This window comes from Desulfovibrio sp. Fe33, assembly GCF_028532725.1.
Taxonomy (GTDB): Bacteria; Desulfobacterota; Desulfovibrionia; order Desulfovibrionales; family Desulfovibrionaceae; genus Pseudodesulfovibrio.
Genome location: NZ_JAQKGU010000008.1, coordinates 87,048 through 111,527, shown reverse-complemented (window position 1 = coordinate 111,527; position 24,480 = coordinate 87,048). Strand labels below are relative to the sequence as shown.

Sequence of the window (24,480 nt, the reverse complement as noted above, 5' to 3'; positions counted from 1 at the left end):
TTAAAAGGAGCGACGCATGACGGAGTATATTTAGGGCGGAGATTCTTATCAAGATGAGCATCTTGGTGTCGATATACACCCCAGCCACCCCAGGGCATCCCCTTGTCCCCATTTGTATACCAGGGCGTATACCAAGGCACGAAAAAAGCGCTTATGGTCTCTCATAAGCGCTTGATTTTGTTGGAGCCAGGAATCAGAATCGAACTGACGACCTACTGATTACGAATCAGTTGCTCTACCAACTGAGCTATCCTGGCGAAACGGGAATCGATTTTTAAACCAGGTTGTGGGGGGTGGTCAAGGCAAAAGAGATGGTTTGGTGCGGGGAGGATGGAAAACAATGAGGTGGCTTTTCCTGGGGAGCTTGGTATTGTGCTCTATTCTGTAGAGTTTGTTCATCAAACCAACGGATAGCCGTAGTGATTTTGACGGGGAGGCTTGTCGGGTGAGCAAGGATAGGTCCATCGGGGGAGCCGGACTGTTGGGCATGGTGGCCGTTTCCTGGATATCCATCCTCTTGATCGGGGGCGTGTGGTTGTATTCCATGTACGCCGATTTCAAGATGGAGGCCGCCCGGATTCGCGAAGAGCATTTTCAGGAACGGCGGAATCTGGTTCGCGATGAGGTCGAGGAGGTCGTGGAATTCGTGGCCGGTCTCCGGCGTTCTGCGGCTGATTCCCTGGCTCGCGACCTTAATTCCAGGATACGCGATGTCCAGACGCTGGCCGAGACGCTGGTCCGGAATGCGCCCAAGGGTGTCGACGCTGCGGAATTCCGCGACACCATGGTGCGTCTCATGGCCGCTCTCGATCGCGACGGGGTCAGCTCCTATGCCATCCGCGGCGATACCGTCTATCTCCTTTCCCCCTTTCCCAAATGGGTCGATCGCGAGGAAGCCCTGTCCAGGGTGAGCGCGGAGCTCAATGACATGGACAGCGGCCAACGAAGGCTGGTGCTCAAGGCGGCCGACGGCATGAATCCCTACACCCTCCTTGTCGAGGTCGGCACGTCCGAAACCCTGGGGCTGCGGGTGGTGGCCGGAGCCTGTCTTGAAATGGCCGAGGAGTCGGTCAAGGCGGAGGCTCTTCGGCGTCTGTCCTCCGTACATTACGCCAAGAACGGCGCCCTGTTCGCCGGCACCTTGGAGGGCGAATCGCTGCTCGGCCCGGCGCGCGGACGGAACATGTGGCATATCACCGATGCCGACGGCGTGAAGATCGTCCAAGAGCTCATCGCCGCCGCAAAGCAGGGAGGCGGTTTTGTGGCCTACGTCATGCCGCCCCTGGACGGCCAGCGCAACGAGGCCAAGGTCAGCTACGTCAAGATGGTTCCCGATTGGGGCTGGTACATCGGTACCGGGGCCTTTGTCGGCGATGTCGAGCGGGTTATCGAACTCAAGCGCAAGCTGCTCGAACAGCATATCCTGGACCGCGCCCTGCTTATCCTGTCCGGCATGATTCTCCTCAGTTTGCTGGCGTTGTATTTCTCCCGACGACTGTCCCGGAACATCGAGAATAATGTCGCCTCCTTCACCAAGGTGTGGGAACGGGCGACATCGGGCCGCGACGAGATAGACGTCGATTCCCTGGACTACAGCGAGTTCAAATCGCTGGCCGAGGCCGCGAACCGCATGGTCGGCGAGCGACAGGCCGTTCAGGAGGCCCTGTCCGAGAGCGTGGAGCGGTTCAGTTCGTTGGTGTCGAACATTCCGGGCATCATCTATCACAGCGACTTTAAGGACGGCTGGGTCAACCGATTCGTCAGCGACACGATCCTTGACGTGACGGGCTACCCCGCCGGCGATTTCGTTCAGGGCGGCGGCCGGACGTTTCAATCCATCATTCATCCGGAAGATAGGGAGTGGGTGGTCCGGTCCATGCGCGAGCGGCTGGGACAAGGACGCACCTATATGACGGATTACCGGATTATCCGCCGTGACGGCGAGGTTCGGTGGCTTTCCGAGCGCGGTCGGATTCTCCATGACGAACACGGGGAGCCTGTCCGCAGGGACGGCGTGATCTTCGATGTGACCGTTCGTAAGCACGCAGAGGAGGAATACTACAACTATCTGCATTTCCTCGAAACTCTGGAGCGAATAGACCGGGCCATGCATACAAGGACCGGCACCATGGACATGCTCGGCGCTACGGTGGAGGCCATACTCCATGCCTTCGGGGCGGACCGCGCCTGGCTGGTGCATCCGTGCGATCCCAATGCCGACTCCGCCCGCGTCAAGGTTGCGCGGGCCGCGGCGGGGTATGCTCTCGATGGGCTGGAAGGCAGGGAAATCCCGTCGAGCGAAAAGATGAAGGATGATTTCCGGGCCCTTCTCAACGGCCGCAAGGCTTTGGCTTTTTATTCCGCCGAAGGGAAGGACATGGAGGACGATTTGCTGAAGGAGTGCGGCGTTCGTTCCCAGCTCATGTTCGCCATCCGTCCGAGGGTGGGCAAGCCGTGGGTTCTCGGGTTGCATTGCTGCCGCGACGCGCGGGTCTGGACCGACGATGAGATCAGGCTGTTCACGGAAGTGGGGCGGCGTCTGTCCGATGGGCTGAACGCGACCTTGATTTTCGACAAGCTGACCGAGAGCGAGGGGCGGTTCAGGACTTTTTCCGAGCAGACCATGCTTGGCCTGTGCGTTCTGCGGGACGACCGGGTCATTTTTGCCAACAAGGCCGCTGCGGACATCCTGGAGACCTCGGTGGGCGAGCTTATGGGCCTGCCTCCGGCCGGGTTCAGCCGGTTCCTGCATCCCGACGACAGCAAGTACGTAATGGCCCAGGCCCGTCTCAAACAGGCCGGGGCGGCCGGGGCGGTGGCGTCCTACTCCTGGCGGGCCGTGACGTTCACCGGACGGGTCAAGTGGGTGGAAATCCACTCCCGGACCACCACGGTCGACGGGAAACCCGCCGACCTTGTTTCCCTGGTGGACATCACTTCGCTCAAACGTGCCGAGGAGGACCTGGAGGCGATCATCGCGGAGCGTACCTCGGCCCTGGCCTCCAAGGCGGAGGAGTTGAAGCGGGCCAATGCGGAACTGACCCGCCTCGACGACCTCAAGTCGTCATTCCTGACCACCGTGTCCCACGCCATGCGTACGCCGCTGACCTCTGTGCTCGGCTTCGCCACCCTGGTCCGCAGGGACTTGGCCCGGACCGGGAAGCTCGCGGACAACGAGAGCGGGCTGGAACGGGCGTTCCACAATCTGGATGTCATGGAGAAGGAGGGCAGGCGTCTCAATCTGCTGGTCAATCAGTTCATGGAATTGGCCGATATGGAGGCGCGAGGCGATCTGCGCACCGAAAAGAGCTATCCCGTGGCCGACGCCGTGTCGCGGGCAGTGGCGGACGCGCGCGCCGAATGCGGAAACCGGACCAATCTGTCGGTTGGCCTGGAGATGGAGGAGAACCTGCCCGAGCTCAACGTGCTGCCGGAGAACCTTGAACGCGTGCTCGGCCATCTGTTGAGCAACGCCTGCAACTTTACCCGCGACGGGAGCATCGTCGTGCGCGTTTCCAGCCCGGACGGCAGCGGACTGGAAGTGACCGTGGCCGACACGGGCAAGGGGATTCCGGAAGAGGAGCTTGAAGCTATCTTCAAGCCGTTTCACCAGGTGGAGACCGGCGATACCTTGGTGGACGAGAGCAAGGGGGCGGGACTCGGCCTGTCTCTGTGCCGCATGGTCGTGGAAAAACTGGGCGGCCGCGTTTGGGCCAGTTCCGGCAGGGGCGGCGGGGCTGTTTTCCATGTTTCCCTGCCCGGCGGAGGAAGCTAGCCCGTCAGCCGAGGTTCAGAATCAGGTTGGCCCACGGGTCTACGCGCGCCTCAACGCCGGGCGGGATCACGGTGGTTGAGGTGTATTCCGTGACGATGGCCGGGCCTGAGAATCTGTTGCCTGGTCTGAGCTTCGTCCGGTCGAGGACGGCGGCGTCCAGCTCCGCGCCGTGAAAGACCGCCCTCTGTTCGCCGATACGCGCTGCGGGCGATATCCCCTCTCCGCTCATCGCGCCGGGTTTCGGCAGCTCGCGTTCCGAACGCCCCAGGCTGCGGAGCCGGACATTGACCACCTCCACGGGCTTGTCCGGGTTGCGGTAGCCGTACCGCTGCTCGTGCATGGCCTGAAATGCCTCGATCATGTCCAGGCCGAAGGGAACGACGATCTCGAAGGATTGGCCCTTGTATCGCATATCCAGAAAACGTTCGTGAACGACTCGTTCCGGGGCCACGCCTTCTGCGGCGAGTTCGTTCAGCCCGTCCCGCTCCAATTCGGCGAAGGCCGCTTCCGTTTCATCCCCGGCAAAGTCACCGGCCGGGCGCATGACCGTGCGCGAGTAGTCCTTGACCACGTCGGCCATGAGCATTCCCGTGGCCGAGAGGATGCCGGGATCGACCGGGATCAAAACCCTGGTCATGCCGAGCAGTCCGGCCAGCTCGGCGCAATGCATACCGCCGCCGCCTCCGAAGGAGAAGAGGGTGAATTCCCGGGGATCGAATCCCTTTTCCACGGAGATGACCCGGATGGCCCGCTCCATGTTGGCGTTGGCCACGGCCAGGACGCCTTCGGCCAGTTCGGCGGGCGGCAGGTTCAGCTCCCGGGCCAGCTTCTCGATGCCGAGCCGCGCTCCTTCGGCGTCAAGCGGCATGGCTCCGCCAAGGAACCGTTCTGGAACGATGCGCCCCAAATAGAGGTTGGCGTCGGTCACTGTGACGCGGGTCCCGCCCAGGCCGTAGCAGATGGGGCCGGGGGCCGCACCCGCGCTCTCGGGCCCCACGGCCAGTGACCCCCCTGGATCGCGCGAGGCGATGGAGCCGCCGCCCGCGCCCACGGTGTGGATATCGATCATGGGCACCTTCACCGGATAGCCGGAAATGGAGGAGGCCGTGGTCAGTGGGAGTTCGCCGTCCATGAGACTGACGTCGGTGCTGGTGCCGCCCATGTCGAAGGTTATCAACCTGTCGAATCCGGCGGCGCGGCCAAGGGAGAGCGCGCCCACCGCGCCGCCTGCCGGGCCGGACAGGATGGTCCGCACCGATTCGCGCATGGCCGTGTCCGCGGAGATGGAGCCGCCGTTGGACTGCATGATCCGCAGCCCCGGCCCATGTCCGCCGTCCCGCTTGAGGCCGTTCTTCAGGGCGGTCAGGTAGCGGGTCATGATGGGGGACACGTAGGCGTTGACGACGGTGGTCGAGGTCCGCTCGAACTCTCGGAACTCGGCCAGTATCTCATGGGAAAGAGAAACAGGCAGGCCGAGTCCCCGGAGGGTCTCGCCCATGCGTTTTTCGTGGGTTGGATCGAGAAAGGAGAACAGGAGGCAGACGGCCACGGATTCGGCCCCCGAGGCCTTGATTTCTTCCACGGCCCGAGCGGCCGCTTCTTCATCCCATGGGTCCAGGATTTCTCCCTCCGCAGTCACCCTGCCCGGTACGCCGAAACGCATGTGCGCGGGCACGATGTGCGGCTGCCGCCGGTAGTGGAGATCATAGAGGGCGGCCCGGTTCTGGCGGCCTATTTCAATGACGTCGGTGAAACCCTCATTGGTCACCAGGGCCGTGGGAACGCCTTTGCGTTCGAGGATGGCGTTGGTGGCCACGGTGGAGCCATGCACCACGGCCATGGGCGTCCGGCCGAGGGCCGCGCCGGGAATCTGTTCCGCTAGGATGCGCCGCAGGCCGGAAAGAACCGCCTCCGCCGGGTTGTGCGGCGTGGAAAGTGTCTTGTACGTGCCTGTTTCCCGGCCGTTGAAGAAGGTGAAGTCGGTGAATGTGCCGCCGGTGTCGACGCCGATGGTGAGCATGAAGCCTCCTGCTTTGCGTTCAGCGGCGACGATACAGGAATCGGGCGCGGTCCGCCAGAACCGGGGATTCCCGACTCCCGAGACGAATGAGGACATGGGGTGCGCTTTGTGCTACGTGGGGGAAACACGGGGCCGGCCATGCAGTGCGAAATCATCTATATCCATCACAACGCGTTTGTCATGCGGACGGACCGGCGCACCTTCCTGTTCGATTACCCCGAGGACGAGCATTTGCCCGAGGGCGCGGGGGATCTGGTCCGCCGGATCGTGTCCGGCGCTGATCTGGCCGTATTCATCTCCCATGGCCACGGAGACCATTGCAACGGGAACCTCGGCTCGGTGACGGGCGCTGCCGCGCGGGTGCGCTACGTCATTTCGGACGACGTGGGCGAGCTCAGGCCCGAGGCTCTCCCGGGGAACGGCGAAACGCTCCTGATCGAGCCCGACGAGGCCCGCGTTTTCGATGGCATGGCCGTGGAGACTCTGATGTCCAACGATCTGGGGGTGGCCTTCCTGGTGGAAGACGGGGGCTTTCGTTTCTACTACGGCGGCGACCTGGCCGAATGGATTTGGCCCGGCGCGTCGTCTCGCGAGGCGGCCTTTACTGAACGTTTTTTCAGGGAGGCCATGGAGCGGGCGCGGGATTTCAGGCCGCACGTGGCCTTTGCCGATGTCGATCCCAGGCTCGACAATCTGGCCGGGGGCCTGAAGGCGCGCCGAATCATCAATGCGTCCGTGTTCGTGCCCATGCACGCCTTCGGCGACGTCTCGGCGTTTTCCGTTTTGGCGGGCGATGCGGAATCGGGCGGCTCCCGATTGTTTTCCTACTCCGGAATGGGGGATTCGATGCAGTTCTATTTTTAGTTTACAACTATTTAGAGCGCTTGCTAGAAGTGCAAAAGTAACTGTTCGGTCAACTCTTGCGGGGGACGTCATGCCTCAACGAACCATGTTTCTTGTCGTGGTCCTGTGCCTGTTCTGCCATCTGGCCGTACCCGGCCTCGCATCCGGCAATTCGTCGTCGGCCATGCTTCTCGCCGGTTCCGGCGGTTCCGTCGGGGAAAAATCCCACGAGGCGGGTATTCCTCCCGACGCCACCGCGGATCAGCTCAACGCCATTCTGGCTTCCATGAGCGACGAGCAGGTGCGCCGTCTGCTCATCGAGGAATTGCGCAGGAACGCGACGCCGCCCGCGCCGGAGCCGGGTCCCGGCGGCGTGGCCGGAGCCATCGTCGAGGCCCGGCAGTTCGTCCAGAAGGTCCGGGAGCGCTTCGCATATCTCTTTTCCGGCGCGGCCCAGGCCCCCAGGCTGCTGCCTGAAACATTTCGCAAATCCCTGCTGGGCGGGGATGCGCGCCGGCCTGGAGAGCTGGGCATCGGCCTGCTCGCGGTCACGGTGCTTTGGTTTCTCGCTCGCTGGTTCGTGTTCCGCCGCATGGCCGGGCTGCGCGTCCGCATCGAGGATGTGGAAGGGGGCGTTTCCCTGCCGATCAAGTTCGGGCGGCTGTTGTTGCGGGGAGCCTTCGGCCTGCTGGCCGTGTCGTGTGTCGCGCTGATTACCTTGATTCCCTACCTCATGATCTTCAACGAGCCGGACAAGGGGCGTCCGGTCATCTTCGTCTGGCTCGCGGCCATGCTTGTGGTGGAGGTCATCCGGTTGGCCGCACGGTTCGTTCTTGCCCCGGGCATGGGGGCTATCCGGCTTTTGCCCTTGGGCGACGAGGTGGCCCAGTATCTTTACAAGTGGACCATGCGCGCCGCCTGGGTGGTGGCCGTCGGCATCCTGTGCAGTTCCCTGGTGAACATGGCCCGGGGCAGCGAGCTCGTATACCTGCTCATCGTGGCGGGGACCGGATTCGTGGTGGCCGCCATGGTCAGCCTGCTCGCCCTGTGGAACAAGCGGCGGGTGGCAGAGGCCATCCGCAGGGCCGTGCCGCCCCAATCCCTGCGTCATCAACTGGCCGGGGCGTGGCATGTGGGCGTCATCGTCTACGCCATGGGTTTCTGGTTTTTCTGGGTGCTGGCCCTGCTCGTATTCGGCGAAGGCGCGATGCTTACCGGCATTTACACCCTGCTCCTGGTGCCCTCCTACCTGCTGGTGGACTGGGCCTGCCAACGGCTGGTCGGTTTCGCGGTGGGGCTGGCGGACGCCCCCGAGGATGATGCGGACGGAGATTCGCCTGTGGATGGCGTGGTTCGTATCGGAAAATTCCAGCAATTCCTCTCTCTTGGTTTCCGCATTTTGGTGCTGGCCGGAGCCGCTTTCCTGCTGCTCAAAATATGGGGCGTCAACCTGGCATTCGGAACGGCCACGGTGGGGGCGGGCATAGACATCCTGCTTACGTTGGTTCTGGCCTATATTTTCTGGGTCTTCATTTCCGGGTATATCGAGAAGCGGCTCAAGGCCAAGGAAAAGCGCGAAGATGGCCACGGCGAGGGCGAAGGAGGCGGGGGCCCCGGCGGCGACCGTTTTTCCACCCTGCTGCAACTGGTCAAGAAGTTCATCTTCGTGGGCATTTCCGTGATTACCGTGCTGATAATCATCTCGTCCCTCGGCGTGGACATCGGGCCGCTCATCGCGGGCGCGTCGGTCTTCGGCATTGCCATCGGCTTCGGCGCTCAAACCCTGGTCAAGGATATCATTTCAGGCATCTTTTTCCTCATGGACGACGCCTTCCGGGTGGGAGACTACATCATTGTGGGCAACGCCATGGGCACGGTGGAGGAAATATCGGTCCGCTCCTTCAAGTTGCGGCATCATCTCGGGCCGCTGTACACCATCCCGTTCGGCTCCATCAAAGAAGTCCAGAACATGACCCGCGATTGGGCGGTGATGAAGCTGCAATACCTGGTCCCGTTCGACACGGACCTGGGCGAGATCAAGAAGATCATCAAGAAGATCAACAAGGAAGTCAGGGCGGTGCCGGAACTCAATGAGTTCATGCTTTCGGATATCAAGAGCCAGGGCGTCAAGGCCATGGAAGAATACGGTATGCGTATGCGGGTCAAGTTCATGACCAAGCCGGGCGGGCAGTTCACGCTGCGCAAGCTGGTCCTTGCCAAGATGCGCAAGTACTTCGCGGAAGCGGGCATCGAGTTCGCCAAGCCCAGGGTTTCCGTGCATATCCCCGAGCGGGAGAGGTTGACTCCGGAGGAAGAGGCGCATGTGGCGGCCGCCGCTTCCCAGATCCTGGCCGACGAAAAGGCCGCCAAGAAGAAAAAGAAATAAATGGGCGTGCCGGGGCGTCCGCTTCGGCACGGTCAGGGAAGAGTCATGTCGTTCGACCTGTCGTTTGAGACGCGCAACGGATATGTCGTGGGTACGGTCGTCGGAAGGATCGCCACGCCGAATGAGTTGTTGCGCAAGATACGCGCCGTGGTGCACAAGGGGCTGGATTCAAACGTCGTTCGTTTTCTCATGAACGAGCGCGATCTTGATTTCCGTTTGGAGCTGCACGACATCATTCAGGTGGCCGACCACCTTGAAAGACATAACGTCCAGATACTGGGCGGCCGGTCGGCATGTCTGTGCAATCCCGACCAATTGGAGCGCTACCGGGCCTGTGAGACGGTCTACCGGAACCGTTCCCTGAGCTATCGGGTGTTCGGGAGCGAAGAGGCCGCCGTGACCTGGCTCATGCGTTGATCGCGGCTTTTCTTGCGGCCTCTTTCGAGTTAGGGTGGCCCATCGCCATTGACCACACCATCAGGAGCCCAGCCTTTGACCCCCAAGGACAACCTTCAAGCTTTCTTTTACCCCGATGCCGTGGCCGTCATCGGGGCGTCCGCCACACCCGGCAAGGTGGGGCATACCGTCGTGACCAACATGCTTTCGGCCGGTTACACCGGCAAGCTTCTGCCCGTGAATCCCAAGGGCGGGGAGATCGAGGGCCTGCCCGTCGTCACCGATATCAACGACCTGCCGCGCGGCCTCGATCTGGCGGTTATTTCAGTGCCGCCCGCGGCCGTGGTGGAGTCCGTCCGCCAACTCGGCGCCATCGGGACCAAGTCGGCCATCGTCATCACCGCCGGTTTCAAGGAGGCGGGCAAGGAAGGCCATGACCTGGAGCAGGCGCTCAAGGCGGCGTGCGAAGAGTATGGCATCAGCCTGCTCGGGCCGAACTGCCTGGGAATGATAAACGGCGCGGCCGGGGTCAACGCCTCTTTTTCCGGCGGTCAGCCGGGCCTGGGCTCCATCGCGTTCTTTTCCCAATCCGGAGCCCTGTGTGTGGCCATCCTGGACTGGGCGCTGGGCGCGAACATCGGCTTTTCCAAGTTCATCTCGCTGGGCAACAAGGCGGTCCTGGACGAGGCGGACATGCTCGAATACCTCAACCGGGACGAGGCCACCAAGGTCATCCTCGGCTACATCGAGAACGTCGAGCACGGCGAGGAGTTTCTCAAACAGGCCAGGCGCGCCAGCCTGAACAAGCCGGTAATCATGATTAAGGCGGGCACCACGGCGGCGGGAGCCAAGGCGGCTTCTTCCCACACCGGGGCCATTGCCGGATCGGACCAGAGCTACACGACGGCCTTTCATCAGTCCGGAGTCATCCGCGTCGGGGATGTCGCCAGCCTGTTCAACCTGGCCCAGGCGTTTTCCAGCCAGCCTTTGCCCAAGGGGCCGAACCTCGCCGTGGTCACCAATGCGGGCGGCCCGGGCATCCTTGCCGCCGACGCGGCGGACCGTTCCCGGCTGTCCATGGCCGAGCTGTCGCCCCGGACCATTGAAAAGCTCCAGGAATTTCTTCCCAGCTACGCCGCTTTCTACAACCCGGTGGATATCGTGGCCGACGCCGACGCCAGGCGGTACCGCCAGACATTGGACGTGATCGGCGAGGACCCCATGGTCCATTCCATCCTGGTTCTGCTCACGCCCACCGCCTCGGTGGAGATCGAAAAGGCCGCCGAAGCGGTCATCCGCACGGCCCGCAAGTGGTCCAAGCCGGTTTTCGCCTGCTTCATGGGCAAGAGCCGGATGGCCGAGGCGAGGCGGATGCTCATGGAGGCGGGCGTTCCGTGCTACGCCTTCCCGGAACCGGCTGTTAGCTCCATCGAGACCATGTATCAGTATTATTTGTGGAAAAATCGACCGGAGCCGGAGTATGCCGAGGTCGAGCGGGACATGGAGGCCGTGCGCCGGGTCATCGACGACCATTTGCGCCGCAGGCAGGCCGAGGTGGTCGAGTTCGAAGCCCGGCATGTCCTCGAAGCCTACAACCTGCCCACTCCGAAGACCCGGCTGGCCCGCACCTCGGAGGAGGCCGTGGCCGCGGCCGACGAGATCGGCTATCCCGTGGTCCTCAAGATCGCCTCGCCGAATATCTCGCACAAGACCGACGTGGGCGGGGTCAAGATCAACCTCTACAACGCGGTCGAGGTCGAGGAATCCTTCAAGGAAATCACGGCCCGCGCCCAGCGTATGCGCCGCGACGCCTACATCGCGGGCTGCCTGGTCCAGGAGATGGCGCCCCCCGGCGTGCGCGAGGTCATCATCGGTTTCAAGCGGGACGAGCAGTTCGGCCCCATGCTCATGTTCGGATTGGGCGGGGTGTACGTTGAGATAATGAAGGACATATCCTTCAAGCTCGCGCCCCTGTCCAGGCAGGACGCCTTCGAGATCGTGCGGGAGATCAAGTCCTATATGCTGCTCAAGGGACTCAAGGGCGAAAAGCCCGTGAACTTAACCGAGCTTGAGCGGATCATCATGGTCATGTCCCGGCTGGCGCTGGATTTGCCCGAGGTGCTCGAGGCCGAGTTCAACCCGGTCCTGGTCAACCACGAACGGGCCATGGTGGCCGACGTGCGCATGACCCTGAGCGTCTAGATTCCGGACGCCGTCAACGCTTTCTGAGCTCGGTGACGCTTTCGCCCCCGATGCCCCAGTTGTCCGTATCCACCTCGTCGATGATGACGAAGGTGGTCTTCGGGTTTTTGCCGAGCACGTCGGCCAGAAGGTCGGTCACCCCCTGAATGAGCCGTTTTTTCTGCTCGGCCGTGGCGCCTTCCTTGGTGATGCGGATGTTGACGAACGGCATGGTTACCTCGCTTGTCCGGGGCGGTATCAAAGGGGAAGGGCGACGGTCACGATGGTGCCGCCTTCTTCGGAAGAATGCATGTTGATGCGGCCGCCCATTACCTCGACCATGAGCCGGGCTGAGTAGGTGCCGAGTCCCGTGCCGGTCCGTTTCCCGGCGGTGGCGTATTTGTCGAAGAAGTTGGCGCGCATGGCCTCGGGTACCTGTGCGGGGTTGTGCACCGCCACGGTGAATTCCTCCCGGGCCCGAATACGCAGCTCGACGGTATCATCCGATGTCGACGCCTCGACGGCGTTCTTCACCAGATTGGCCAGCACCGAGTAGAACAGGTTTTCCTCGGTGGACAGGGTCAGAACGTCCTCGGGAGCCAGCGGCGCGTCCCCGTACAAGGTCCGCACGGTCACGCCTTTGCTCCGGGCCAGATCCGACAGGTCGTTCGTCACCCGTCGGCACACGGACAGAATGTCCACTTCCGCAGGGGCGTAGTCGTAGTTGCCCGCTTCCATCTTGTAGAGGTCCAGGGACCTGTTTATCAGGTCCATGCCGGTGTTGGCGGCATGGCGCATGTCGTTGAGCATCTCCTGCTGTTCCTGGTCCACGTTGGTGAAATTCTCCAGGTAGGTGATGCCGTTGAGCATTCCCAGGAGCGGGGACTTGATGTCGTGCCGCGTGATCTGGTCCACATCCTCGCGCAGTTTCTCGGCCTGGCGTCGGTTGTGCTCCTTGGCCGCTTCCTGGCGGATCAGGACGAGGACCGCCGCCAGCAGGCAGAAGCTTATGGCGAAGGTGCCCGCCGTGGCGTAGGCGTTGAACCGGTCCAACTGCTGTTTCGGCTCGGTTACGTCGAAGACGAGTTCGAAGGCTCCGAGGAAGGCCCCGCCGCGCATGAGGGGAACGAAGGCCGAAACCGTGTCGATGGTCACGGTCTGGCCGTGAATGGGCTTGCTGTGCAGGACGCCGAGATGGGCGTATCGCCTGCCCTTGGACACCAGGTCGGTGAAGAGCGGCCCTGATTCGACGTTGTCGATTTCCTGCGTGTCGGTGGAGTAGAGTATCGTTCCGCCGGGCGAGAATACCCTGACCTTGAGCAGGCCGAAGTCCGTCTCCAGCCGGTAGACGTCGGCCAGGAACCGGGGCGTGTCCAGGACCGTCCGGTTGAGGCGGGTATGCTTTATGGAGGGAGGGATGGTCAGCACGGCCAGCCGTCGCGCTGCATCCTCGAAGGTCCCGACCAGTATTTTGGTGTATGCCGGATAGATGACGAGTGAATTGAGCAGGGGGAGAGCCACTGCTCCGAATACGGCCAGGAGCAGGATGCCGAGCAGGGGATAACTGTGCCTGCCCCGGCTCTGCCGGGTGAAAATAAGCCAGCGCAGCCCTCCGGGAGGGATGCGGGTAGTGTTGTCCTTGCGTCCGCGTGCGGGCATGTGCTCAAGCTCTCCTGGCCGGTTGCGGCCTCTTTCTCTCGGACATAGCAGACGGGCCGGATTCGGCAAAGAGGATTAGAACGAGAGAATTTCGCGGCCGGAGCCTGCCGACAGCATCATTCCGGCGATCTCCTTCAGGATTTTCGCGCCGGTCATGGCCGTGACCCCGTTGAGGTCCCTGTCCGGATTCAACTCCACTATGTCAGCCCCGATGACGGGCGCGTCCAGGGCGTGGAGCATGTCCAGCAGGTCCCGGGTGGGGAGCCCGCCCGGTTCATGATGCGAGACCCCCGGCGCAAAGGCCGGGTCCAGGGCGTCCAGGTCCACGCTGACGTAGACCGGGGTGTCGAAGGCGAGCTTGGGCCAGGACGGACGGTCGCGCATCTCCAGCCATTCCATGCCGAACTTTTCCTTCTGCTCCCGCTGATGGCCGTTGGCCGTGCGGATACCCACCGAGACGAGCCGGGTGCACAGCCCTTCCTCCATGATCCGCGCGAACGGACAGGCGTGGGAATACGGGTTGCCTTCGAATTCGTGGTAGCAGTCCGGGTGGGCGTCGAAATGCAGGACGGCGAAATCGCCCGTTGTCCGGCGGAGTCCTTTGACCAGGGGATAGGTCACGGAGTGGTCCCCGCCGAGAAATATGGGCGTCGCGCCGTTTTCCGCCGCTTCGGCAGCGGCCTTCTCAATGATCGCGAAGGCCGCGTCGGCATCGTCGCCCAATCCGAGCGCGCCCCTGTGGTCCAGGAGACCGTCCAGGCAATGGCCGGTCTCGGACCACAGGTTGGCCGAATCGCAATGCAACGCCTCCACCAGGGAGAACGGTCCCTTTGCCGGGCCGCGCAGGTATGAGGAGTTGCGGTCCAGGGGGATGCCGATGACGGGGATGCGCTTCATGGCGGCTCGGAGCTAGAGGATGTAGCGCGACAGGTCGCGATCCTCGACCACATGGTCGAGCTGCGCCACCACGTAATCGCGGTCGATGACGACCTTGCTGCCGGATTTGTCCGGGGCCTCGTAGGAGAGGATGGCCAGGATCTTTTCCATGATGGTGTAGAGCCTGCGCGCTCCGATGTTTTCGGTCTCCTCGTTGATCTTCTCGGCCATGGCCGAAATCTCCTCAAGCGCTTCCTTGGTGTAGTCCACCTCCACGCCTTCGGTCTTGAGCAGGGCCTTGTACTGCACGGTCAGCGCGTTTTTCGGCTCGGTCAGAATCTGGTAGAACTCCTCCTTGTGCAGGGAGGAGAGCTCCTCGCGCAGGGGGAAGCGGCCCTGAAGCTCGGGGATCAGGTCCGACGGCTTGGCAAAGTGGAACGCTCCGGCCGCGATGAAGAGGATGTGGTCGGTCTTGACCATGCCGTACTTGGTGTTGACCACACTGCCTTCCACGATGGGCAGCAGGTCGCGCTGCACGCCTTCGCGGGACACGTCGGCCGAGCCTCCCCCGCCCTGGTCGTGGCGCGAAGCGATCTTGTCCATCTCGTCGATGAACAGGATGCCCTGCTGCTCCACGCGTTCGCGGGCCAGCTCGTTGACGGTGTCGGGGTCGATGAGCTTGTCGGCCTCCTCGTCGATGAGCAGTTGGTAGGCGTCCTTGATCTTCATTTTGCGGGCCTTGCGCTTGCCGGGGAACATGTTGGAAAAGGCGTTTTGCAGGTTTGAGCCCATTTCCTCCATGCCGGGAATGGCCATGATTTCCACGCTGGCCCCGCTCTGGACCGTGACCTCCATCTCGACTTCGCGTTCGTCGAGTTGGCCCGAGCGGAACATCTGGCGGAATTTTTCGCGGGTGTTGTCTTCCTTGGGCGGTTCGATCTTCTCAACCTCGCCGTTCTGGCCGCCCGCGAAGAATCCCATGGGACCGACGGACTGCGGCTTCTTGCCCGGCAGGAGCAGGTCGAGGAGGCGCTCCTCGGCGTTCTTTTCGGCCTTGATGCGGACCTTTGCGGTCTCCTCCTTGCGGACCATGTTCACTCCGATCTCCATGAGATCGCGGATCATGGACTCCACGTCGCGGCCCACGTAGCCCACCTCGGTGAACTTGGTGGCTTCGACCTTGAAGAACGGGCAGTTGGTCAGCCGGGCCAGTCTGCGGGCGATTTCGGTCTTGCCGACACCCGTGGGGCCCATCAGGATGATGTTCTTGGGAGCGATTTCGTCACGCAGCTCCGGGTCGAGCTGCTGCCTGCGCCAGCGGTTGCGCATGGCGATGGCCACCATCCGCTTGGCCGCTTCCTGGCCGATGATGTATTTGTCCAGTTCCGATACGATTTCACGGGGTGTCAGATTGCTCATGTGGATGCCTCCGGCGGCTCAAGAACCTTTTGGAAAAGGTTCTTGAGAATCTCCAAAACTTTTTATCGCACGCCTGTCGGCGTGGGAGTGTTCTCGATTATATGGCCTGTCCTTTCGAGGACGTGCCTCCACGCCGCCATGTCGTCATTCCGTGTGTCCGTCCCTTCCAGGCGGCGTGGCCCAAAACGCTTTGAAGGGAGAGCGCGAGAGGGAAACTTTCTCGAAAGTTTTCCTCTCGCATCGTTATCTAAAACTACTTCGCCTGCGTCTCGATGGTGATGTGGTTGTTGGTGTAGACGCAGATGTCGGCCGCGATCTCCATGGCCTTGCGGGCGATGGCCTCGGCCGGGAGGTCGGTGTTCTGTTGCAGGGCGCGCGCCGCAGCCAGGGCGTAGGAGCCGCCGGAGCCGATGGCCGCCACGCCGTCGTCGGGTTCGATGACGTCGCCGGTGCCGGAAATTATCAGGATGTGTTCACCGTCGGCGGCAAGCAGCATGGCTTCGAGCTTGCGCAGGTATTTGTCCGTGCGCCAGTCCTTGGCCAGCTCCACGGCGGCGCGGAGCAGGTTGCCGGAGTACGTTTCGAGTTTGGTCTCGAAACGCTCGGACAGGGTGAAGGCGTCGGCGGTGGCCCCGGCGAAGCCGATGGTGACCTTGTCCTTGTAGATGCGCCGCACCTTGCGGGCGGTATGCTTCATGGCCACGCTCTGGCCCAAGGTCACCTGGCCGTCTCCGGCCACGGCGGTGCCGTTGTCGTCCTTGACCGCAACGATGGTGGTTCCTCTGAGTTCCATGGATTCTCCTTACAGGATGGCTTCGGCGACGCGCGACCAGGTTCGGAAGGCCGTTTCGCCGTGCAGGACCATGACCGCCTCGTTCACCAGCTCCGTTTCAAGTCCCTCCTTGAGGGCCGTGAGCGCGATGCGCGCCGCGTCCTCGACCGGGTAGCCGTAGACGCCGCAGGAGATGGCCGGGAAGGCCAAGGTTCGGATGTCGTGTTGATTGGCGAGCCGCAGGCAGTTCCGGTAGGCGTTGCGGAGAAGGCCGGGCTCGTTGTGGCCGCCGCCGCGCCAGATGGGGCCGACGGTGTGGATGATGTGGGGCGCGGGCAGGTCGAAACCGGGGGTGATGACCGCTTCGCCGGGCGGCAGGGAACCGATTTCCCGGATGATCGCCCGGCAGGCCGTCTGGAGCCGGTTGATCCCGGCAGCGCGATGGATGGCTCCGTCAACGCCGCCGCCCCCGGCCAGTTCGGAATTGGCCGCGTTGACGATGGCGTCCACGGTGAGCCGGGTGATGTCGCCTTCGCGGACGGAGAGCCGTCCGGGGCCTGCGCTCCATGTGTTCTGCATGACGGTACGAAAGGTAAGGCCTCTGTGTGAAATGGCAAGAGGGCTCAGGGCGGAAAACCTTTCTGCGGCCTTTGGATCGTGTTATGCCGAAGGCTATGAGCAAGACCGAAACCATACTGCTGGTGGACGATCAGCCCGAGAACATCACCATAATGATCGAGGCGCTGCATTCGCAGTACACTCTGCTTGCGGCCACGGACGGGGTCTTCGCCCTGGAACGGGCCGCTGGCGAGCCGAGGCCCGACCTGATTCTGCTGGATGTGATGATGCCCGGCATGAGCGGCCACGAGGTTTGCAGCCGCCTCAAGGAAAACCCGGCGACGCAGGACATCCCGGTTATCTTCGTGACCTCCCTGGACGCCCCGGACGACGAGGCCAGGGGGCTGCGCCTGGGCGCTTCGGATTACATCACCAAACCCATCAGCCCGCCGGTGGTTCAGGCCAGGGTCCGGACGCACCTCGATCTCAAGCTCGCCAGGGAGCAGTTGCAGCGACAGAACTCGGCCCTGGAGGAACTTGTCAGGGAAAGGACCGTCGAGGTTGTCGAGGCCCAGCGGGAGCGGGTGGAAAGCCTCAAGCATTTCGCCGCCGCCATGGCGCATCAGATCCGCAATCCGGTCATGTCCATCGGCGGCATGGCGGGCCTGTTGCGGCGCAAGGCGCCCGAGGGCAGTCCTCTGGCCGATTACGCGGAGGCCGTGCGCGAGGACAGCTTTCGGCTGGAGAGTCTTGTGGGCGAGGTCAGCGAGTACGTCGCCTTGTCGGCCGGCGCGTTTCGCGAAGTGCGGGTGGACGGCCTCGTGGAGGCGGCCCTGGAGCGTGCGCGGGAAGCCGTCGGGGGGACGGAGCGGCTGCGTGTGGAGAGGACATTGCAGCCCTCTTTGGTCCGCGTGGACGAGAGGATCGTGGTCATGGCCCTGGCGGAGATCGCGATCAACTCCCTCGAGTTCGGCGGGGACGGGGAAGTGCATTTGACCATCCGCGGCGAAGCGGACGCGGAGAGGGATTGGGCCAGCCCCGATCGGGGCCGCTACACCATTCGCGTCAGCGACGACGGGCCGGGAATCGACGGCGCGATACTGCCCTACGTGACCGATCCCTTTTTTACCACCAAGGCGCGGGGCGTGGGAATGGGACTCACCAAAGTAAAGCGGATCGTCTGCGATGAGCACGGCGGGAGTCTGCTCGTGCAGTCCCCGTCGGCGTCTCCGCGAAAAGACGGCGGGCCGGGAACGTCGGTCCTGCTCGATCTGCCCCTGGCCTGAATGCGTCCTAGCCCTTGGCGGGCGGCTGCAATTCCGCGCTCAAAGCGGCCTCGGCCTGTCCTTCGTGCTTCACTTGGGCGATGGCCTCGGCATAGGCCAGAAACACGTCGTCGCGGTTGATGAGGCCGAGGATGTCCGACGTGTCGGTCTTGGACACCACCGGAATCTGGCCGTAGTCCGTGTTCACGAAGCGGAGCAGGGCCTGGTAGAGGTCGTAGTCCGGACGGACGTAGACCGGCCGCGACATGAGATCGCGGACCACCACCAGGTCGTGCAGATCCTCCTCGAACATCCAGTTGCGCACGTTGTGGATGGAGACCATGCCCACATAGCTGCCGTCCTCGCCGCGAACCGGGAAGTAGAACTGGTCCGAGTTGGCGATGATGTCGGTCAGGGCCTTGAGGGTGGTGCCTTCCTCCAGGACGATGACGTCACCCGGGGAGTAGAAGTCCGAAACCTGCATCTGTTCCAGGATGTTGATGGTCGCGTCTTCGGCGTGGGCCGGAGAATCGAATTTGTTTTCGGCCTGGTGCTCGTAAAGCGAGTAATTGCGTCCGAGCACGATGCACAGGGCCGAGGCGAGCATGAGCGGGGCAAGCAGGCCGTAGCCCTGGGTCAGCTCGGTGACCATGATGAGCGGGCCGATGGGGGCGTTGGCGACACCGGCGAAGAAGGCGGCCATGCCCACCAGGATGTACGCGCCGGGCTGCGTGACGATGTTCGGGAAAAAGTGGTGGCCGATCTTGCCGACCAAACCGCCGGACATGCCGCCCACGAACAGGGCGGGCGCGAACATGCCGCCGGACATGCCCGAGCCGATGGTCACGGAGGTGGCCAGGGTCTTGCCGATGATGATGTAGCACATGCCGAGGGCGGGAATCTGGCCGAGGATGGCCAGTTCGAGCCAGCCGTAACCGCCGGACAGGATGCCGCCTGTAACCAGGCCGTTGGTGGCGGTATAGGGGTAGAGGATGCCCAACAGTCCCATGGCCAGTCCGCCGAGCCCCATGGACCAGACCAGGCCGATCTTCTCCTTGAGGGGGAAGAAGACATGGTATTTGATGGTGTAGAAGGTCTTGACGTAGAGCCAGCCGACGCCCGCGCAGACAAAGGCGAGCAAGGCGTAGAAGATCAGTTCGCGCGGGTCGTGGAAGGTGAAGCGCGGGATGGCGAAAATGGGATCGGTGCCGTAGAAGAACGTGAAAATGGAGTAGGATACCACCGAACTCATGACCGAAGGCAGGATGGCCTCGGATTCGAAGTCCTCGCGGTAGATGACCTCAACGGCGGTCAAGGCGCCGCCCAGCGGGGCGCGGAAGATGGCGCCCAGGCCGCCCGCCGCTCCCGAGAGCAGGAGCATCCGGCGTTCCTTCGCGGACATGTCCAGGAGTTTCGCCAGCCATGAGCCGACGCCCGCTCCCATCTGCGTGATGGGGCCTTCACGTCCGGCCGAGCCGCCCGAGGCGATGGTCAGGACCGAACACAGTCCCTTGATGATGGCCACGCGGGCCTTGATGATGCCGCCCTGGTTGTGGAAGGCGTTGATGGTCGCGTCCGTGCCGTCCGTGCCGCCGTTGATGGTCTCGGGGATGAAGGTCTTGACCAACCAGCCGGTGAGCAGGGCCGTGCCCGTGGTGAATGCCGGGATGACCCAGGGCCGGTATTGCCCGGCCGGGCCTTCGAAAATTCCCTCGCCCGCCGGTTCCGGAGAGACGATGCCCGCCAAGTTGTGCTGGATGAAGAATTTGCCCGCCTCCACAAGCCAGAAGAAGCCCACGGCCACAAGGCCTGACAGGGCTCCGACGACCACGCCGATGACCAGCCAGCGGAAGGAGGTCACCGTGCGGTAGGATTTGACGAATTCTTTCCAGTAATTGATGAGGCGGAGGAAGGGCATGAGACTTACCGGACCTCCGGGCCGCGGCCGAAAACCGGGTGGGTCAGTTTGATGGCCGCTTCGGGCTGGGCCAGAATCTGGCGGCCGAGCTCCGTATCCTTGGCGATGCGGTCCTTGAGTTCTTCCAGGCTGCCGAATTTCTTCTCGTCGCGGATGCGCTGCACGAAATGGACCCGGATATCGGTTCCGTAGATGTCGCCGGAAAAGTCGAGCAGATGCGCTTCCACGGATATGGCGTCGTTGCCGAAAGTCGGGTTCCTGCCGATGTTGGCCACGCCTTCGTACACCGCGCCGTTCACTTCGGCCCAGATGGCGTAAACGCCGAGCTTGGGGAAGAGCTCGTCCACCAGCTTGAGGTTGGCCGTGGGGAAGCCGAGGAGTTTGCCGCCCCGGTTCATGCCGTGCACCACTTCACCCTTGACCTGGTAGAATCGGCCGAGCAGGGGACGCACGGCCCAGACGTGGCCCGCCTGGACCAGGTCGCGGATGCGGGTGGAGGAGACTATGGCGTTGTCGATGGTCACGGGGTCGAGTCTGTCCACGGTGAATCCGTATTTGTCGCCGAGGCCGCAAAGGGTCTCGAAGTTTCCGGCCCGGCCCTTGCCCAGATGGTAGTCGTAGCCGATAATCATGTCCCGTACGTTCAGCCCGTCCACCAGGTAGGTCTTGACGAACTCCTCGGGGGACAGGCGAGCCATGTCCATGGTGAATTCGAGCAGCAGGCAGACCTGCGGCCCGTACTGGGAAATGAGCTCCAGCTTCTGCTCGGTCAGAGTGATGAAGGGCGGCGTGCGGTCATTGCGAAGCACCCGCAGCGGATGCGGGTCGAAAGTAACTACGACACTGGTAAGATCACGGGCCTTGGCGCGCTCGCAGGTCAACGCGATGAGCTTTTGGTGGCCTTTGTGGACTCCGTCGAAATTGCCGATGGTCACGCATGACCCGGCGATGACGTCCCGGATATCCTGAATGGTCCTTGCGACGATCATGTTATGGGCGTTCCTGTGTAAAAAAAGTGCAACCTACGCCAAAACCCCACGGGGCACAAGGGCCGCTTATTTGCCCAGCTCGGTGCGGACCTTGATGGCGTCGTCCAGCTCCTTGACGCGGTCCTTCTGTTCCTGGGTCTGCGCCAGCGAATCGGCTCGATTCATGAATTCCTTGGCCCGCTTGAGGTTCATGGAATAGACGGCGGCGTAGGCCAGATGCAGGTTCCCGCCGAAGGCGTCCCCGGACTCGCCGAGGATCATGCCCAGGTGGTGATGGACTTCCCAGTCTTCGGGCACCAGTTCGTTGACCTTGCGCATGTTCTTCTCGGCCTGGCCGAATTGCTTGGCTTCGGCCTGGAGGCGGGCCAGGTAGAACAGGGCCATGGCGTCGTCCTTGTCCAGGATGGCCGCCTTTTGCAGCAGGCCGACGGCGCGGTCGGGGTGTCCGGTCTTGAAGAAGAAGATGCCTGCTTCACGGACCACCAGGGGGTCGTCCTTGGCCAGGGAAAGGGCCGTCGTGAAGGCCTTTTCGGCCTCGTCGATCTTCTTGAGCCGCTCCAGCGTGATGCCCCGGCCAACGTAGTCCATGGGCGTGTAGTCGCTTTCCTTCTTGTCGTCCCAGTACGCGAGGGCCGTGTTTGCCGGGGACATGCGCGACCGGATCAGGACCTGGACACGCTTCAGCCGGGTATTGTCGTCCCTGCGGTCGAGGAATTCCTTGGGCATTCGCGCGATGCGGTCGTGCAGGTAGGTGATGCGCTCCTCAGTCCCGGGGTGGGTGGACAGGTAGCTCGGCATGGCCGCGCTGTTGTCGTACCACTTGTTCTTGAGCATGATCTGGAAGGTCTGGGGCATTCCCTCGGGGTTGTATCCCGCCTTGACCAGGGAGTTCAGGCCCACGTGGTCCGCCTCGCGCTCATCCTCTTGGGAATAATGAAGCATGGCCGCCGTGGCCGCTCCCTGGGAGCCGAGCACGATCGCCTGGCCCGCCTGGACGGCGTCCCCTCCGGCGGCAACGCCCAGCAACAGTCCGGCCAACATGCCGGCCGTTGAGAGCAGGGCGATTTTCTTCTGCTTTTCAATGCGGTTGACCACGTGCCGCTGGGAAACGTGCGCCAACTCGTGGGCTATGACGCCCGCCAGTTGGGACTCGGTGTCGACGGACTGGATCAATCCCGTGAAGATGTAGATGTATCCGCCGGGAATGGCGAAGGCGTTGATGAGCGGGTTGGCGATGACCGCGCTTTTGACGTGGAACGGCATGGGCCGTGTGCCTGTGACCACCCTTGCCACCACCTCGCTCACGTAGCCGGTGATGTACGTGTCGCCCACCATGTTTTGCTGGGCCCGGATGATCTTGTCGAAGTCGCGGCCCATCTTGTTCTCGTCGCGCAGGGTCAACTTGTTGCCCAGCAGGTCGGCGCGGGCGGTCGCGGCCGGGGTCAACACCAGCAGCAGGGCGGCCAGCATGGCCGGAAATAAGCCGAAGGGAATACGCATGTCGCCATAGTAACCATTTGTCGGCTTAAGGCAACCATTGGCCGATGCGGCGCAATCCGCGCCCTTTGCACGCCATCCCCTCTCGGAAACTGGCTTTTCCTCTTCATCCCCCGGGCGCGATGAGAGCCCCGAAAAAACACCCCTATATACGTAATTCCCCCTTTAGCCGGAGAACGCGGCGGAGCGGATAAGCCCGCGCCGAAGGCGCATACACGGGATGCAAGGGTGCGAACCCTTGCCCGCCGGAGGCGAAATCACCCGACAATTGCCGCAAAGCGGCTTTCAACACCTGATTCCCCTCTGAAAGAATCAAAGGGTGAGTCCCCACACGAAAAAAGGCTCCACCGAAAAACGGCGGAGCCTTGAAACTGTTTGTCTTGAGCGGAACGGCCGGGAAAACAACCGGGCGGTCCTCTGCCGGGGCTTTCCTACTTGGACATGGAGTCGAGGAATTCCCTGTTGTTCTTGGTGCCCTTCATCTTGCCGCGCAGGAATTCCATGGAGTCGATGGAGTTCATGGGGGAGAGGAGCTTGCGCAGGATCCAGACGCGGTTGAGGACGTCCTCTTCGAGGAGCAGTTCCTCCTTGCGGGTGCCGGAGCGGTTGATGTCGATGGCGGGATAGACGCGTTTGTCGGAGAGATGGCGGTCGAGATAGAGTTCCATGTTGCCGGTGCCCTTGAACTCTTCGAAGATGACTTCGTCCATGCGGGAACCGGTGTCGATGAGCGCGGTGGAGATGATGGTCAGGGAGCCGCCCTCCTCGATATTGCGGGCCGCGCCGAAGAACCTTTTGGGACGCTGGAGGGCGTTGGCGTCGATACCGCCGGACAGCACTCGCCCGGAGGACGGGGTCACGGCGTTGTATGCCCGGCCGAGCCGGGTGATGGAATCGAGCAGGATGACCACGTCGCGTTTGCGCTCCACCAGGCGCTTGGCCTTTTCAATGACCATTTCGGCCACCTGTACGTGCCGTGTCGGCGGCTCGTCGAAGGTGGAGGAGACCACCTCGGCCTTTACCGTGCGCTGCATGTCGGTGACTTCCTCGGGCCGCTCGTCGATGAGCAGGACGATGAGGTCCACCTCGGGGTGGTTGGCGTTGATGGAGTTGGCGATGGTCTGGAGCATGATGGTCTTGCCGGTCCGGGGCGGGGCGACGATGACGCCGCGCTGGCCCTTGCCGATGGGAGCGAGAAGATCGATGATCCGGGCGGAGTAGTTGGTGGAGCCGTTTTCGAGCTTGAGTTGCTCTTCGGGATAAAGCGGAGTGAGGTTGTCGAACAGAACCAGGTTTTTGGAGTGCTGCGGGTCTTCGAAGCCGATTTCGGACACGCGGAGCAGTGCGAAATATCGTTCCCCTTCCTTGGGCGGCCGGATTTGGCCCGAAACCACGTCGCCCTTTCTCAGTCCGAAACGGCGAATCTGCGAGGGGGAGACGTAGATGTCGTCCGGACCGGCCATGTAGCTGTACATGGGGGAGCGCAGGAAGCCGAAGCCGTCGGGCAGGATTTCCAGAACGCCTTCGCCGAATATTTGTCCGTTCTGGGAGGCGCACTGCTGCAGGAGCGCGAAGATGAGCTCCTGCTTGCGCATGGTGCTCGGGTTTTCCACCTCGAAGGACATGGCAAGATCGGTCAGATCCTGCATGGATTTTTGCTTGAGTTCGGTGAGGTTCAGGCTGCCGCCGTTGCCGTTTGCTTCGGGGGCTGGCTTGGCGGTTTTTTTGCGGGTGGTTTTTTTGGCGGCGCCTTTGCCTTTGCTTTCAGTATCAGTCTTTTTAGTGACCATGTCGGAAATTCTTGTTGAGGTTTTCTGAATTAAATCAATTGGAACGAAGGTAAACGATATTGTGGCGCGGCGTACGCGCCGCGTTGGACGTCGATCTCGGAATGTCGCGTGCGAACCTGTCCGGCCGGATGGTTCG

Annotated in this window: 17 protein-coding genes and 1 tRNA gene; 6 read left to right on the top strand and 12 right to left on the bottom strand. The window is 62.5% G+C overall.

All coding sequences use genetic code 11. From position 1 onward, the window contains the following. Positions 1 to 181: 181 nt before the first annotated feature. Positions 182 to 257, bottom strand: a tRNA-Thr gene (locus tag PSN43_RS11530). Positions 258 to 445: 188 nt separating this feature from the next. Here PSN43_RS11530 and PSN43_RS11525 point away from each other — a divergent pair. Continuing rightward, positions 446 to 3,775, top strand: coding sequence for a cache domain-containing protein (locus PSN43_RS11525; protein WP_272700873.1), 3,330 nt, complete (start codon positions 446 to 448; stop codon positions 3,773 to 3,775). A 4-nt stretch (positions 3,776 to 3,779) separates the two neighbouring features. On the opposite strand, the gene PSN43_RS11520 is transcribed toward PSN43_RS11525, so the two are convergent. Then, positions 3,780 to 5,795 (bottom strand): hydantoinase/oxoprolinase family protein, encoded by a 2,016-nt coding sequence (locus PSN43_RS11520; protein ID WP_272700932.1) that lies wholly within the window; start codon positions 5,793 to 5,795, stop codon positions 3,780 to 3,782. Positions 5,796 to 5,933: 138 nt separating this feature from the next. On the opposite strand from PSN43_RS11520, the gene PSN43_RS11515 reads away from it, so the two are divergent. The 4 genes from PSN43_RS11515 to PSN43_RS11500 all read left to right on the top strand — a co-directional run bounded on the left by PSN43_RS11515 (position 5,934) and on the right by PSN43_RS11500 (position 11,622). Next, positions 5,934 to 6,659 carry an MBL fold metallo-hydrolase gene (locus PSN43_RS11515; RefSeq protein ID WP_272700872.1) on the top strand — a complete coding sequence of 242 codons (726 nt, stop codon included), beginning with the start codon at positions 5,934 to 5,936 and terminating at the stop codon, positions 6,657 to 6,659. 70 nt (positions 6,660 to 6,729) lie between these two features. After that, the gene (locus PSN43_RS11510; RefSeq protein ID WP_272700871.1) at positions 6,730 to 9,024 is read left to right on the top strand and encodes a mechanosensitive ion channel domain-containing protein; all 2,295 of its coding nucleotides are present in this window, start codon (positions 6,730 to 6,732) and stop codon (positions 9,022 to 9,024) included. 45 nt (positions 9,025 to 9,069) lie between these two features. Further along, positions 9,070 to 9,441 (top strand): hypothetical protein, encoded by a 372-nt coding sequence (locus PSN43_RS11505; RefSeq protein WP_272700870.1) that lies wholly within the window; start codon positions 9,070 to 9,072, stop codon positions 9,439 to 9,441. Between the two features lie 75 nt (positions 9,442 to 9,516). After that, positions 9,517 to 11,622 carry an acetate--CoA ligase family protein gene (locus PSN43_RS11500; RefSeq protein WP_272700869.1) on the top strand — a complete coding sequence of 702 codons (2,106 nt, stop codon included), beginning with the start codon at positions 9,517 to 9,519 and terminating at the stop codon, positions 11,620 to 11,622. A gap of 13 nt (positions 11,623 to 11,635) precedes the next feature. On the opposite strand, the gene PSN43_RS11495 is transcribed toward PSN43_RS11500, so the two are convergent. The 6 genes from PSN43_RS11495 to PSN43_RS11470 all read right to left on the bottom strand — a co-directional run bounded on the left by PSN43_RS11495 (position 11,636) and on the right by PSN43_RS11470 (position 16,906). After that, positions 11,636 to 11,833, bottom strand: coding sequence for a 4-oxalocrotonate tautomerase family protein (locus PSN43_RS11495; protein WP_272700868.1), 198 nt, complete (start codon positions 11,831 to 11,833; stop codon positions 11,636 to 11,638). 26 nt (positions 11,834 to 11,859) lie between these two features. After that, positions 11,860 to 13,260, bottom strand: coding sequence for a sensor histidine kinase (locus PSN43_RS11490; RefSeq protein ID WP_272700867.1), 1,401 nt, complete (start codon positions 13,258 to 13,260; stop codon positions 11,860 to 11,862). A 75-nt stretch (positions 13,261 to 13,335) separates the two neighbouring features. Next, positions 13,336 to 14,157, bottom strand: a complete 822-nt coding sequence (locus PSN43_RS11485; protein ID WP_272700866.1) for an agmatinase family protein — start codon at positions 14,155 to 14,157, stop codon at positions 13,336 to 13,338. 12 nt (positions 14,158 to 14,169) lie between these two features. Continuing rightward, positions 14,170 to 15,555 carry an ATP-dependent protease ATPase subunit HslU gene (hslU, locus tag PSN43_RS11480; protein WP_272700865.1) on the bottom strand — a complete coding sequence of 462 codons (1,386 nt, stop codon included), beginning with the start codon at positions 15,553 to 15,555 and terminating at the stop codon, positions 14,170 to 14,172. A 253-nt stretch (positions 15,556 to 15,808) separates the two neighbouring features. Beyond that, positions 15,809 to 16,348: an ATP-dependent protease subunit HslV gene (gene hslV / locus PSN43_RS11475; RefSeq protein ID WP_272700864.1), complete on the bottom strand. Its 540-nt coding sequence runs from the start codon at positions 16,346 to 16,348 to the stop codon at positions 15,809 to 15,811. A 9-nt stretch (positions 16,349 to 16,357) separates the two neighbouring features. Next, positions 16,358 to 16,906 (bottom strand): O-acetyl-ADP-ribose deacetylase, encoded by a 549-nt coding sequence (locus tag PSN43_RS11470; protein ID WP_272700863.1) that lies wholly within the window; start codon positions 16,904 to 16,906, stop codon positions 16,358 to 16,360. 95 nt (positions 16,907 to 17,001) lie between these two features. Here PSN43_RS11470 and PSN43_RS11465 point away from each other — a divergent pair, with 95 nt between their 5' ends. Then, complete coding sequence (locus PSN43_RS11465) at positions 17,002 to 18,171, top strand: ATP-binding response regulator (RefSeq protein ID WP_272700862.1); 1,170 nt, start codon at positions 17,002 to 17,004, stop codon at positions 18,169 to 18,171. A gap of 7 nt (positions 18,172 to 18,178) precedes the next feature. Here the strand turns inward: PSN43_RS11465 and PSN43_RS11460 are convergent, their stop codons facing one another. From PSN43_RS11460 to rho, 4 genes are all read right to left on the bottom strand, one after another. Beyond that, entirely contained in the window at positions 18,179 to 20,068 is a 1,890-nt protein-coding gene (locus PSN43_RS11460) for a chloride channel protein (RefSeq protein ID WP_272700861.1), read from the bottom strand. Between the two features lie 5 nt (positions 20,069 to 20,073). Further along, positions 20,074 to 21,057 carry a bifunctional riboflavin kinase/FAD synthetase gene (locus PSN43_RS11455; protein WP_272700860.1) on the bottom strand — a complete coding sequence of 328 codons (984 nt, stop codon included), beginning with the start codon at positions 21,055 to 21,057 and terminating at the stop codon, positions 20,074 to 20,076. Positions 21,058 to 21,123: 66 nt separating this feature from the next. Next, on the bottom strand, positions 21,124 to 22,557 hold the full coding sequence (locus tag PSN43_RS11450; protein WP_272700859.1) for a beta-barrel assembly-enhancing protease: 1,434 nt from the start codon (positions 22,555 to 22,557) through the stop codon (positions 21,124 to 21,126). Positions 22,558 to 22,985: 428 nt separating this feature from the next. After that, complete coding sequence (gene rho / locus PSN43_RS11445) at positions 22,986 to 24,344, bottom strand: transcription termination factor Rho (RefSeq protein ID WP_272700858.1); 1,359 nt, start codon at positions 24,342 to 24,344, stop codon at positions 22,986 to 22,988. Positions 24,345 to 24,480 lie beyond the last annotated feature (136 nt).